Source organism: Cedecea lapagei (genome assembly GCF_900635955.1).
Taxonomy (GTDB): Bacteria; Pseudomonadota; Gammaproteobacteria; order Enterobacterales; family Enterobacteriaceae; genus Cedecea; species Cedecea lapagei.
In genome coordinates, this window is sequence record NZ_LR134201.1 from 183,754 (window position 1) to 195,250 (window position 11,497).

General features: G+C 56.8%; 14 protein-coding genes. All 14 read left to right on the plus strand.

Annotated features, from left to right (window positions below; all coding sequences use genetic code 11):
- Positions 1-12: 12 nt before the first annotated feature.
- A complete protein-coding gene (locus EL098_RS00840) occupies positions 13-828 on the plus strand; it encodes a type IV pilus biogenesis protein PilM (RefSeq protein ID WP_126354268.1) in 816 nt (271 codons plus the stop codon).
- Positions 828-1,376: a PilN domain-containing protein gene (locus EL098_RS00845; protein ID WP_126354269.1), complete on the plus strand. Its 549-nt coding sequence runs from the start codon at positions 828-830 to the stop codon at positions 1,374-1,376. The genes EL098_RS00840 and EL098_RS00845 overlap by 1 nt, the downstream gene beginning before the upstream one ends.
- Positions 1,366-1,836, plus strand: coding sequence for a HofO family protein (locus EL098_RS00850; protein ID WP_126354270.1), 471 nt, complete (start codon positions 1,366-1,368; stop codon positions 1,834-1,836). Before EL098_RS00845 ends, EL098_RS00850 begins: the two co-directional genes overlap by 11 nt.
- Positions 1,823-2,239: a HofP DNA utilization family protein gene (locus tag EL098_RS00855; RefSeq protein WP_126354271.1), complete on the plus strand. Its 417-nt coding sequence runs from the start codon at positions 1,823-1,825 to the stop codon at positions 2,237-2,239. The genes EL098_RS00850 and EL098_RS00855 overlap by 14 nt, the downstream gene beginning before the upstream one ends.
- A complete protein-coding gene (gene pilQ, locus EL098_RS00860; protein WP_126354272.1) occupies positions 2,154-3,401 on the plus strand; it encodes a type IV pilus secretin PilQ in 1,248 nt (415 codons plus the stop codon). Before EL098_RS00855 ends, pilQ begins: the two co-directional genes overlap by 86 nt.
- A gap of 319 nt (positions 3,402-3,720) precedes the next feature.
- Positions 3,721-4,242, plus strand: coding sequence for a shikimate kinase AroK (gene aroK / locus EL098_RS00870; RefSeq protein ID WP_016538517.1), 522 nt, complete (start codon positions 3,721-3,723; stop codon positions 4,240-4,242).
- Positions 4,243-4,300: 58 nt separating this feature from the next.
- Entirely contained in the window at positions 4,301-5,389 is a 1,089-nt protein-coding gene (aroB, locus tag EL098_RS00875; RefSeq protein WP_126354273.1) for a 3-dehydroquinate synthase, read from the plus strand.
- A 74-nt stretch (positions 5,390-5,463) separates the two neighbouring features.
- Positions 5,464-6,756, plus strand: coding sequence for a cell division protein DamX (damX, locus tag EL098_RS00880; RefSeq protein ID WP_126354274.1), 1,293 nt, complete (start codon positions 5,464-5,466; stop codon positions 6,754-6,756).
- A gap of 63 nt (positions 6,757-6,819) precedes the next feature.
- The gene (gene dam, locus EL098_RS00885) at positions 6,820-7,644 is read left to right on the plus strand and encodes an adenine-specific DNA-methyltransferase (RefSeq protein WP_126354275.1); all 825 of its coding nucleotides are present in this window, start codon (positions 6,820-6,822) and stop codon (positions 7,642-7,644) included.
- Positions 7,645-7,690: 46 nt separating this feature from the next.
- Positions 7,691-8,368, plus strand: a complete 678-nt coding sequence (gene rpe / locus EL098_RS00890) for a ribulose-phosphate 3-epimerase (protein ID WP_039288419.1) — start codon at positions 7,691-7,693, stop codon at positions 8,366-8,368.
- Entirely contained in the window at positions 8,361-9,074 is a 714-nt protein-coding gene (locus EL098_RS00895) for a phosphoglycolate phosphatase (protein ID WP_126354276.1), read from the plus strand. Before rpe ends, EL098_RS00895 begins: the two co-directional genes overlap by 8 nt.
- A complete protein-coding gene (gene trpS / locus EL098_RS00900) occupies positions 9,067-10,071 on the plus strand; it encodes a tryptophan--tRNA ligase (RefSeq protein ID WP_126354277.1) in 1,005 nt (334 codons plus the stop codon). Before EL098_RS00895 ends, trpS begins: the two co-directional genes overlap by 8 nt.
- Before the next feature lie 136 nt (positions 10,072-10,207).
- Positions 10,208-11,113 carry a GntR family transcriptional regulator YhfZ gene (gene yhfZ, locus EL098_RS00905; protein ID WP_126354278.1) on the plus strand — a complete coding sequence of 302 codons (906 nt, stop codon included), beginning with the start codon at positions 10,208-10,210 and terminating at the stop codon, positions 11,111-11,113.
- Positions 11,114-11,127: 14 nt separating this feature from the next.
- Positions 11,128-11,484, plus strand: coding sequence for a PRD domain-containing protein (locus EL098_RS00910; RefSeq protein WP_126358328.1), 357 nt, complete (start codon positions 11,128-11,130; stop codon positions 11,482-11,484).
- Positions 11,485-11,497: the final 13 nt, after the last annotated feature.

Sequence of the window (11,497 nt, forward strand, 5' to 3'; positions counted from 1 at the left end):
GAGATCGAAACCATGATGTTTCCTGGTTGGAGGATTGGCCTGGATATCCAGGCGGAGGGCATACGCGCCGCGGCGGTGCAGTGGCACCGGCAAGGGTGGCAATTGCGCCATTGGTGGTATTTACCCTTCCCGAAACAGAGCGTTGCGGACGGCATGTTACCCGAACCCGCCACGCTGCGCGAGACGCTTGCCGCATGGCGTAAAGAAATCCCCCGGCGTCACCAGCTGCGGGTCGGTTTTCCGGCGCAGCGCACTTTGCAGCGCCAACTCCCGCCGCCAGCCAGCCGGCTGCAGGAGTCTGCTCAGGAAAAGTATATCGCCGGCGCAGCGGCTCGCCAGCTGCAGCTGCCCGCCAATCAGCTTTGCTATGACTATGTAGATAACGGAGGGTCGCTTTGCGTGACGGCGGCTAAGCAGGAAGAGATCGACGCGCTGCTGGCCTGCCTTGCCAACGTAAAACTCTTTCCCCGGACCCTAACGCCGGGAGACAAAATTCTTGGCGCATTACCCCAGGACTGTTACGCCGGGAAGTGTCGCTTTTTGGTTCATGAAGAGCGGGGCTATTGGCTCTGGGCCTCCGTGAACAATCGCGAACGCTCCGGCTGGCTGGATAAGCAGCAGGTGGCCGACTTTCCGGCGCTTTGCCAGCAGCTGGACGCCTGTGCCGGCGACATCGCCTATAGCCACGCAGAGGGAGACGGCGCCGTACCTGCCGGAGCCGAACGGCTTAATGCCTGGCATCCCATTGTTCGCCATCAGCCGCCGCTGCCGAGGCATGGCGGTCTTTATACGCTCGCGCTGGGGCTGGCTCTCGGGTCGGAACGCTAATGACGCCGCTGATAAACCTTCTGCCGTGGCGAACCCTGAGGCGTCGCTACCGCCTAAAGCTGTGGGGCGGGCTTGGGCTGTCCGGCATGCTGTTGGTCGCTCTGTTGATGCTGCTTTGGACAAAGCCGCTGGTCAGGCAGGCCAGTCTGCAGGAGGCCAGGGCCAGCGTGCTTGAGGCGCAGCAGGCTGCTTTGAAGTCACTGCTGCTGCGTAAGCAAACGGAGCTGAAAGAGAACCAGCAGCGGCTGGCGGTGATACGGGCTGAGGTGGCGCGGAGGATCGATCTTTCACGGTGGGAAAGCGTGCTGAATGCGCTTGCCTCTCAACTGCCTGAAAACAGCTGGCTGCAGAGCGTGAGCTGGCAGAACGGCAGCGCTACTGTCGCGGGCGTTGCGGGAGGCGCCCGTGAACTGGGGAGGCTGGAAGCGGTGCTGGGTGCATTACCCGGCGCTTTTAAGCTAAAACCCGGCGAGCTGCGGGATGAAAAGCACAAAGGCCTTCTCTTTAGCTTCGCATTGATTCCCCTGGGAGGCGAGCGTGCTGAATAACCTCGAACGTCTTATGAGCGGACCTGTCGGGTTCCGTCTTCTGAGCCTGGCGGTGGGTCTGCTTGCTACAGCACTGGCCTGCTGGTGGCTGCTGGTTCAGCCCCGCCAGCAGCAGCTGCGCGAGCTTGAGCTGCAAAATCTGCAGCGCTGGCAGCAAATGCTCATGCTGCAGCAGAAAATTGCTGCCCTGCCGGGTATGGAGCCGCTACCCGATGTGGCTCCCTCGATGAGTTTCTCCGCGATGGCGGCGGTAAAACGTGCTGGTGGAAGGCTGGTGAAATGGCTGCCCGAACCACGCCGTGCCGTGCTTGAAATGCTCTTGCCGTGGCCCAAAGTGCCGTTGTTTTTTCGCCAACTGGCCGACTATCCGAACCTGAAGGTGCCGACCTTTATTTTGAACGGGGCCGGGGAGCAGGTTCGGGTGCTGCTGACGCTGGAGTTTACCGATGAAAGCCGCTAGCTGGATGCTGCTGGCGGCGTTTGGCTCGCCGCTGCAGGCGGTGCCGCGCAACCCTTTTCTGTTACCGCCATCGACCTGTGAAACCTTGCTGAAGCGCCTTGATGGCTGGCAGCTGCGCGGCGTGTTTTATCGACCAGGGCCAGAAAGCAGCTTTGCGCTGATGAAATTATCCCGGCAGCAATGGCAGAGAGTAAAGGAAGGGCAGTTTATTGAGCTGAATGTGCAGGTGACGACCCTTCTTGTGGGGCAGATGAAGGTTTCGCTGGGCGGCGACTGCGAAGGCAGCAATTACTACTGGAAGATACGGGGAGGAGCCGATGATAAGAGCAATCGTGGCAGTCGTACTGATGCTGCCGCCGCCGATGACCCTGGCGAAAAAGAGTATCACCCTGACGCTGGATGAGGTCCCGATTGTACAGGTCCTGCAGACGCTGGCCGAGCAGCAGGGGGTTAACTTGTTGATCGCCCCTGGGGTAACGGGAAATCTCTCACTGCGCCTCGCTGATGTTCCCTGGGAGCAGGCTTTTGGGCAGGTGCTCAGGCTGGCGGGCCTGACCTCATCAAAAGCGGGAAACATTCTTCAGATTCAGCAGAAACAGGATCCGGCAAAGCTACGCGCTCAGCAGGAGGCTGCCCGTAAGCAACACGCGCTTGAGCAGCCCTTAATTCAGATGGTCTATACGCCACGCTATGCCGAAGTCGCCGATCTCGCGGCAGGGATAAAAGCGAGCGAAGAGAAGCTGATCGGGCCCAGGGGCAGTATCACCGTGGATAAACGCACAAACCGCCTGGTGGTTCGCGACAGCGGGCCGGCGCAAAAGCGGATTGCGTCCTGGATTGCTGACATGGATGTCGCGATGGGGCAGGTTGAGCTGTCAGCCCATATTGTCACCATCAACCAGGAGAAGCTGCGAGAGCTGGGCGTGAAGTGGAGTGCCCCGGCAGGCGATGCAGCCGCGGGGCTTTATCAAACGACGGGAGTCTCAAGCCAGTTAGCCGCCAGGGCGGGGACCACAACCCTGGGGTTTAATATTGGCCGCATTAATGGCCGCCTGCTTGAGCTGGAGCTCAGCGCGCTTGAGCAGCAACAGCAGTTAGACATCATCGCCAGCCCGCGCCTGCTGGTGGCGCATCAGCAGGCGGCCAGCATCAAACAGGGGACCGAAATTCCCTATCAGGTTTCGAACGGCAAAAATGAAGCGTCCTCGGTGGCGTTTAAAGAGGCGGTGCTGGGCATGGAGGTTACGCCGACGATAGGGCACCACGGCACGATTCGCCTGCAGCTGCACATTAGCCAGAACATGCCCGGGCGCGCCATCCAGCATGCGGAGGGGGAGGTGCTGGCTATTGATAAGCAGGAGATTGAAACGCAGGTGGAAGTGAAAGACGGAGAGACGCTGGCGCTGGGGGGGATCTTCCAGCAGCAGAATAACCGTACCCGCGATAGCGTCCCGGTGCTTGGAAATCTTCCACTTATCGGCCAATTGTTCCGGTACGACGGGAAAAAACGCCAACGTCGGGAATTAGTTGTGTTTATTACCCCAAGGCTGGTTGCCTTGCCTTAGCCCGTTTCCTCCTCTGCCTGCGGATTTTTCTGCCAAACAGCACCCAGGTGTTTGACGGCAGAGAGGAATTAGCTTACAAGGTGTACCGTTTCGGGAGGCAGGGTATTGAGAACCTGTGGCCGGTAAAGCTGAAGCACGCTTTTCGCCCCGAGCCAGGCGCCAGGTGATTTATTCGGTTGCCAAACCCCCTTGAGTGTTGAGATAATTTTTAGTCTGATTCTCGAACTCACGCTTATGAGGTTTCAGTTCATGTCCCGCCGCAGCTGGTTGTTACCGGGCGGGTTTATCATCAACGAATTGTCTTAGTAGTACCGAAAAAATGGCAGAGAAACGCAATATCTTTCTGGTTGGGCCTATGGGTGCCGGCAAAAGCACTATTGGGCGTCAGTTAGCTCAGCAACTCAATATGGAATTTTTCGATTCTGATCAAGAGATTGAGAAACGTACCGGAGCTGATGTGGGCTGGGTATTCGACGTTGAAGGCGAAGAAGGCTTCCGCGATCGCGAAGAAAAAATCATTAACGAACTCACTGAAAAACAGGGCATTGTGCTGGCTACCGGCGGCGGTTCTGTGAAGTCTCGTGAAACCCGCAATCGTCTTTCCGCCCGTGGCGTAGTGGTCTATCTTGAGACCACCATTGAGAAGCAGCTTGCACGCACTCAGCGCGATAAAAAACGTCCGCTGCTGCAGGTTGAGACTCCACCTCGTGAAGTGCTGGAAGCGCTGGCGCACGAACGCAATCCGCTGTACGAAGAGATTGCTGATGTAACGATTCGCACCGATGATCAAAGCGCCAAAGTGGTTGCAAACCAGATTATTCATATGCTGGAAAGCAACTGATTCTGGCTTAATCAAGAAACGCCTGCGGGCAAAGCAACAATAAGGTGGGCTCCGCGTAATGGAGAGGCTGAAAGTCACTCTTGGGGAACGTAGTTACCCTATTACCATTGCCGCCGGGTTATTTAATGACCCGGCTTCCTTTTGGCCGCTGAAAGCTGGCGACCAGACCATGCTGGTCACCAATGAAACGCTTGCCCCGCTCTATCTCGACAGGGTTCGTGGGCTTCTGGAACAGGCAGGCGTTAAGGTCGACACCGTCATCCTTCCGGATGGCGAGCAGTTTAAAAGCCTCGCGGTGCTTGATACCGTCTTTACGGCGCTGCTGGAAAAACCTCACGGCCGTGACACGACGCTGATTGCTTTAGGCGGTGGTGTGGTGGGCGACCTGACCGGTTTTGCCGCAGCGAGCTATCAGCGCGGGGTGCGTTTTATCCAGGTCCCTACCACGCTGCTTTCGCAGGTGGACTCGTCCGTGGGCGGCAAAACGGCCGTCAACCATCCCCTCGGCAAAAACATGATTGGCGCGTTCTATCAGCCCGCTTCGGTGGTGGTTGACCTCGACTGTCTGTCTACATTGCCTGCGCGTGAGCTCGCTTCGGGCCTGGCGGAAGTGATTAAATACGGCATTATCCTCGACGGCGAGTTCTTTACCTGGCTGGAGGAGAATCTCGACGCCTTGCTGAAGCTTGACGGCAAGGCAATGGCCTACTGTATCCGCCGTTGTTGTGAGCTTAAAGCCGAAGTTGTTGCCGCAGACGAGCGAGAAAGCGGCTTACGTGCTTTACTGAATCTGGGTCATACCTTTGGTCATGCTATTGAGGCCGAAATGGGCTATGGCAACTGGCTGCACGGCGAAGCCGTAGCCGCCGGGATGGTGATGGCGGCGCGGACTGCTCAGCGCCTGGGCCAATTCAGTGAGGCAGATGTTCAGCGCGTGATCGCGCTGCTGGCACGTGCCGGGTTGCCGGTTAACGGGCCGCAGGAAATGTCTCCTGATGCATACATGCCCCACATGATGCGTGACAAAAAAGTATTAGCCGGCGAGCTGCGCTTGATTCTGCCGCTGGCAATAGGGAAGAGTGAAGTGCGCGGTGGAGTACCGCACGATGTCGTTTTATCAGCCATTGCTGATTGCCAGCAGGCTTAACAACTAGAATTTTTACAGTATTTAACTTCGGGCGTGATGCGGACATAAGCATACGCCTTTGAGTGGGGTGTTAAATGGATGAGTTTAAACCAGAAGACGAGCTGAAACCCGATCCAAGCGATCGTCGTCCTGGGCGTTCCCGCAAACCTGACGAGTTCGATAAAGAACCGCAGATCAACGTTGATGACGTCGATCTTGATGCGGACGATCGCCGTCCTTCTCGTTCACGTCGCGAGCGTGAAGAAGACGTTGAGGAAGAGTACGAAGGTGAAGAAGGCCTGGCCGCAGAACCTCGCCCGACGCGTGGACGTAAAAAGGCAGCAAAACAGAAAGCGCCTGCTTCTCGCCAGCACATTATGATGGGCGTCGGGATTCTGGTACTGCTGCTGCTTATCATCGGCATCGGTTCAGCCCTGAAAGCACCGTCATCCACCCCAGAAACTGCCGAACAAAAACCGGGCGCAGAGAAGAACATCGATCTCTCTGGCTCGAACGGTACGGCACCTGCCGATCAGGCAAACGGCGCTCAGCCGCAGCCAGGGAATGCCCCGGCTTCCGGTCAGCAGAACCCGCAGGACGTTTCGCTGCCGCCGATTTCCTCTACGCCAACTCAGGCGCAGACGCAGCCGCAGCCTGAAGGGCAGCAGCGCGTTGAGGTACCTGGAAACCTGAATAACGCGCTGACCCAGCCTCAGCAGCAGGGCCAGATTGACAATGTGGTCAGCAACTCCACGCTGCCAACTGAACCGGCTACCGTAGCGCCAGTTGCCGGCAGCAAAACCGAGCCGCGCAAGCTGGCCGGAACCCAGGAGCCAACCCGCGCCGTTGAGTCTCGTCCTGAGCGTAAGAAAACGGTGATTGAGCCGGTGCGTAAGGCTGAGCCTAAGCCGCAGGTCAAAGCTGAAAGCAAGCCAGTGGCCACGGCGAAACACAGCGAGCCTGCTCCGGTTGTTTCCGCGCCGGTGAAAGCGCCATCAACCAGCGTTGCAACGCCAGCTCCAGCACCAAAGGCCACGGTATCCGCTGCACCTAAAGCAGAACCGCAGGCGGCCGCAACCGCGAGCACGGGCGGCACCGTTACCGGTGATGCCAGCGCCATTAAAAGCGCGCCGGGTAGCCACTACACGCTACAGCTGAGCTCTTCTTCCAACTCGGCAAACCTGAATGCGTGGGCGAAAAAAGAGAACCTGCAGCACTATATGGTTTACCAGACCCAGCGTAACGGCCAGCCATGGTACGTGCTGGTGACCGGTGTTTATGCGACCAAAGATGACGCAAAACGCGCGGTTTCAAGCCTGCCGGCAGACGTTCAGGCGAAGAACCCGTGGGCAAAACCTATTCATCAGGTGCAGTCTGACCTTAAGTGAAAATAAGCGCAGTCGCTGTCGGAGCCTTTCCACAGCTGGATAAGGTGTAAATAGTAAGACAGCATGAAAAAAAATCGCGCTTTTCTGAAATGGGCAGGGGGAAAATTCCCCCTGCTGGAAGATATAAAAAAGCATCTGCCGGAAGGCGACTGTCTGATTGAACCCTTCGTGGGTGCCGGGTCGGTATTTCTCAATACCGACTATCAGCGCTATCTCCTCGCGGACATCAACAGCGATCTGATTAATCTCTACGATATTGTTAAAAACCGCGCGGATGAGTACGTGCGGGAGTCTCGTTTGCTCTTCACCCGAGAGCAAAACGAAGAGTCAGCCTATTACGCCTCCCGCATCGAATTTAACCAGTGCACCGATAAGTTCCGGCGAGCGGTGCTGTTTTTGTACCTCAACCGCCATTGTTACAACGGCCTGTGCCGTTATAATCTGCGGGGTGAATTTAACGTTCCGTTTGGCCGCTACAGCAAACCTTACTTCCCGGAAGAGGAGCTGTACCATTTTGCCGAGCGGGCCAAAAATGCCACTTTTGTCTGCCAGTCATATGATGTCAGCATGGTAAACGTTGCGGCAGGTTCCGTTGTGTATTGCGATCCGCCTTATGCGCCGCTTTCCGCCACCGCCAACTTTACCGCTTACCACACGGACAGTTTCAGCATGGTGCAACAGCAGCATCTGGCGGAGCTGGCTGAAAGACTGTGTGAGCAGAGCGTCCCGGTGCTGATTTCCAACCATGACACCGAGCTGACTCGCCAGTGGTACCAGAACGCTACCGATTTCCATAAGCTGCAGGTGCGCCGCAGCATCAGCCGAAACGGTGGTAAACGTAACAAGGTGGACGAACTTCTGGCCCTTTATAAAGCGAAGGTTGCCTGAGCCGTTTCGCCCGCCGCCGAAAGATGAATGACTCCTGGAGAAGCGGATGAAACAGTATTTGATTGCCCCCTCAATCCTCTCTGCCGACTTCGCCCGACTGGGCGAGGATACGGCTAAAGCGCTGGCCGCAGGTGGCGACGTCGTCCATTTTGACGTCATGGATAACCACTATGTCCCTAATTTGACGATGGGGCCAATGGTGCTTAAGGCGCTGCGCGATTACGGCATCACGGCGCCTATCGACGTCCATCTGATGGTGAAGCCGGTTGACCGCATCATTCCTGATTTCGCCGCCGCCGGTGCCAGCATTATTACCTTCCATCCGGAAGCTTCCGAACATGTCGATCGCTCGCTGCAGCTGATCAAAGAGCACGGCTGTAAAGCGGGCCTGGTGCTGAACCCGGCAACCTCGCTTTCCTGGCTGGATCACGTGATGGATAAACTGGATGTGATTCTGCTGATGTCCGTCAACCCTGGGTTTGGCGGTCAGTCGTTTATTCCCCACACGCTTGAAAAGCTGCGTCAGGTTCGTGAGCGTATTGATGCCTCCGGCTATGACATCCGCCTTGAAGTGGACGGCGGCGTGAAGGCCGACAACATTGCGGAAATAGCCGCTGCGGGTGCAGATATGTTCGTCGCGGGTTCCGCTATTTTCGGCCAGCCGGACTATAAAGCGGTGGTTGACCGCATGCGTTCTGAACTGGCTAAGGTAAGTCATGGATAAGTTTCAAAAAATTCGAGGTGTTGCCTTCGATCTTGACGGCACGCTCATCGACACGGCGCTTGGCCTGAGCCAGGCTGTCGATCTCGCCCTTTATGCGCTTGAGCTGCCTGTGGCAGGGGAAGATCGTGTGGTGACCTGGATTGGCAACGGTGCGGATATCATGATGCAGCGGGCGCTTAAGTGGGCGCTGAAAGATCAAGAGCCTGACCTTGCCCAGCTGAATATGGCGCGCAAATTGTTCGACCGCTACTACGCAGAAACGGTTGAAGAGGGGAGCTTCCTGTTCCCGGGCGTGGCCGCGACGCTTGCGGCGCTGAAAGAGAAAGGCCTGCCGCTTGCGGTGGTGACCAATAAACCGACGCCATTCGTGCTGCCGCTGCTGGAAGACCTGGGCATTGCTCACTATTTCCAGACCGTTATTGGCGGTGATGACGTGAAAGAGAAAAAGCCGCACCCTGAAGCCCTGTATAAAGTCATGGAAAACCTGGGGCTGGCGGCGGACGAGCTGCTTTTTGTCGGCGACTCACGCAACGATATTCAGGCCGCACAGGCGGCAGGCTGCCCAAGCGTCGGCCTGACCTGGGGCTATAACTACGGCGAAGCGATCGGGCTAAGCAACCCGGACGTTGTGTTCGATCGTTTCGAAGACTTATTGCCCGCTTTCGGGCTACCACCTTTAGCAAATCAGGAAGCAGAACATGAGTAAGCCCATCGTATTTAGCGGCGCCCAGCCGTCAGGCGAATTAACTATCGGTAACTACATGGGTGCGCTGCGTCAGTGGGTGAACATGCAGGATGATTACCACTGCATTTACTGCATCGTTGACCAGCATGCGATTACCGTTCGTCAGGATCCTGTCGCCCTGCGTAAAGCGACGCTGGACACCCTGGCGCTGTACCTGGCCTGCGGCATCGACCCGAAAAAAAGCACCATTTTTGTTCAGTCCCACGTGCCGGAGCACGCGCAGCTGGGCTGGGTGCTCAACTGCTACACCTATTTTGGCGAGCTGAGCCGTATGACTCAGTTCAAGGACAAGTCCGCCCGTTACGAAGAAAACATTAACGCCGGCCTGTTCGACTATCCTGTGCTGATGGCGGCAGACATTCTGCTGTATCAGACCAATCAGGTCCCGGTGGGCGAAGACCAGAAGCAGCATCTGGAGCTGAGCCGCGACGTGGCCAGCCGCTTTAACGCGCTTTATGGCGAGATTTTCAAAGTGCCGGAGCCGTTCATTCCTAAGTCCGGCGCGCGCGTGATGTCCCTGCTGGAGCCGACCAAAAAGATGTCCAAGTCCGACGATAACCGCAACAACGTTATTGGCCTGCTTGAAGATCCGAAATCGGTGGTGAAGAAAATCAAACGCGCGGTCACCGACTCCGAAGAGCCGCCGGTCGTGCGTTACGATGTGAAGGAGAAAGCGGGGGTTTCTAACCTGCTGGATATTCTTTCCGGCGTCACCGGCAAAGCTATCCCGGAGCTCGAGGCGAGCTTCGAAGGCAAGATGTATGGTCACCTGAAGGGCGAAGTGGCGGAAGCCGTATCCGGTATGCTGACCGAACTTCAGGAGCGTTATCATCGTTACCGCAACGACGAAGCTTTCCTGCAGCAGGTGATGAAAGAGGGCGCTGAAAAAGCTCGCGCTCGCGCCGGAGAGACGCTGAAAAAGGTGTACGAAGCCATCGGGTTTGTCGCTCACCCATAATCTTTCCCTATGCATAACCCGTCGCCAGACGGGTTATTCGTTTTTTGTGACTCCATTCTCCTTTTGTTATTTTCCCCTTTGCCATCTATATTCAATTTTATGAAGATATATTCATTCAATAAATTGAAGATAACAGATGAGCCGCAGCTTTATTAAAAAAGAGGGCGTCGCCCAATCCAGTCTCGCCCGTTATTTACTCGGTGAGAAATGTGGTAACAGACTGAAAACCATCGATGAATTAGCGGGCGAATGTGGGTTTTCCGTTGGCCTGACGCAGGCGGCTTTGAAGACGCTGGAGAAGGCCGGCGCGGTGAGCGTTGAGCGCCGGGGCCGCAACGGCAGCTACCTGTTGAGTATGGATAACAAAGCCCTATTGGCGTTCGCGGATATCGGCAATGTAGTGTGTGCTATGCCGCTGCCGTACACCCGGCTTTATGAGGGGCTTGCCAGCGGCCTGAAGGCGCAGTTTGACGGCATTCCGTTTTACTACGCCCACATGCGAGGGTCTGATGCTCGCGTGGAGTGTCTGCTGAATGGCGTTTATGATCTTGCCGTAGTCTCCAGGCTGGCGGCGGACAGCTACCTCAGCAATCCGGACATTTTCATCGCGCTGTCCCTGGGGCCGCACACCTACGTGGGCGAACATAAGCTGATCTGCCGTGCCGGGCAGCAGGAGAGCATCCGCCGTATCGGCATTGACCCGCGCTCTGCGGATCAGCGCATCATGACGGATGTCTATTTCGCCGGGCAGGATGTGGAGCTACTGGATGTGTCGTACCACGAGTGCCTGAGCCGCATTGCTAAAGGCAACATAGATGCGGTGATTTGGAACGTCAGCAACGAGGCTGACCTGACGGCGCTGGGGCTTACGGCTCTGCCGCTGAGCGGCGATAAATGTTTTCTGGCGGCATCGGAGGCAGTGGTGCTGACCCGGAGCGAGGACATCCCTATCCAGCAGCTGCTGAGAACGGTGGTGGACAAGAGTGAACTGCTGGCTCATCAGCAAAGCGTGCTGAAGGGCGAGCAGGAACCCAGCTATTGACAGAGGTAATCAGTATGGAAGATCGGCTCAACCTGCTGTGTGATGCAGGCGTCATCGACCGGGATATTTGCGATGGCATGAAAGTGGTGGTTACGCAGTTGGAGAGCCAATGGGCTATTCCGCTGCAGAGCGATCAGGGGGCGATGGCGATTACCCACATGGCTAATGCGCTGATGCGCAGCCGCCGGGGCGAGGAGATCGGCCCGCTGGATGACGATCTGCTGGCGGAGATGAAAACTGACAGCGTGTTCGGCGAAGTAGAGCGGGCACATCATGCGTTGCTGGTACCGTTCAACGTGCAGCTACACCCTAATGAAGAGGGATACCTGCTCGCTAACCTGTTCAGCCTTTGGCGGCTTCACAAGAGCTAACGGGTATATGGGC

What these genes read in the sequence shown, in the direction of transcription:
- EL098_RS00845 (WP_126354269.1), top strand. Translation starts at nt 828, where the DNA reads ATGACGCCGCTGATAAACCTTCTGCCGTGGCGAACCCTGAGGCGTCGC.
- pilQ (WP_126354272.1), top strand. Translation starts at nt 2,154, where the DNA reads ATGATAAGAGCAATCGTGGCAGTCGTACTGATGCTGCCGCCGCCGATG.
- EL098_RS00910 (WP_126358328.1), top strand. Translation starts at nt 11,128, where the DNA reads ATGGAAGATCGGCTCAACCTGCTGTGTGATGCAGGCGTCATCGACCGG.
- damX (WP_126354274.1), top strand. Translation starts at nt 5,464, where the DNA reads ATGGATGAGTTTAAACCAGAAGACGAGCTGAAACCCGATCCAAGCGAT.
- trpS (WP_126354277.1), top strand. Translation starts at nt 9,067, where the DNA reads ATGAGTAAGCCCATCGTATTTAGCGGCGCCCAGCCGTCAGGCGAATTA.
- dam (WP_126354275.1), top strand. Translation starts at nt 6,820, where the DNA reads ATGAAAAAAAATCGCGCTTTTCTGAAATGGGCAGGGGGAAAATTCCCC.
- EL098_RS00855 (WP_126354271.1), top strand. Translation starts at nt 1,823, where the DNA reads ATGAAAGCCGCTAGCTGGATGCTGCTGGCGGCGTTTGGCTCGCCGCTG.
- EL098_RS00895 (WP_126354276.1), top strand. Translation starts at nt 8,361, where the DNA reads ATGGATAAGTTTCAAAAAATTCGAGGTGTTGCCTTCGATCTTGACGGC.
- aroB (WP_126354273.1), top strand. Translation starts at nt 4,301, where the DNA reads ATGGAGAGGCTGAAAGTCACTCTTGGGGAACGTAGTTACCCTATTACC.
- aroK (WP_016538517.1), top strand. Translation starts at nt 3,721, where the DNA reads ATGGCAGAGAAACGCAATATCTTTCTGGTTGGGCCTATGGGTGCCGGC.
- yhfZ (WP_126354278.1), top strand. Translation starts at nt 10,208, where the DNA reads ATGAGCCGCAGCTTTATTAAAAAAGAGGGCGTCGCCCAATCCAGTCTC.
- rpe (WP_039288419.1), top strand. Translation starts at nt 7,691, where the DNA reads ATGAAACAGTATTTGATTGCCCCCTCAATCCTCTCTGCCGACTTCGCC.
- EL098_RS00840 (WP_126354268.1), top strand. Translation starts at nt 13, where the DNA reads ATGATGTTTCCTGGTTGGAGGATTGGCCTGGATATCCAGGCGGAGGGC.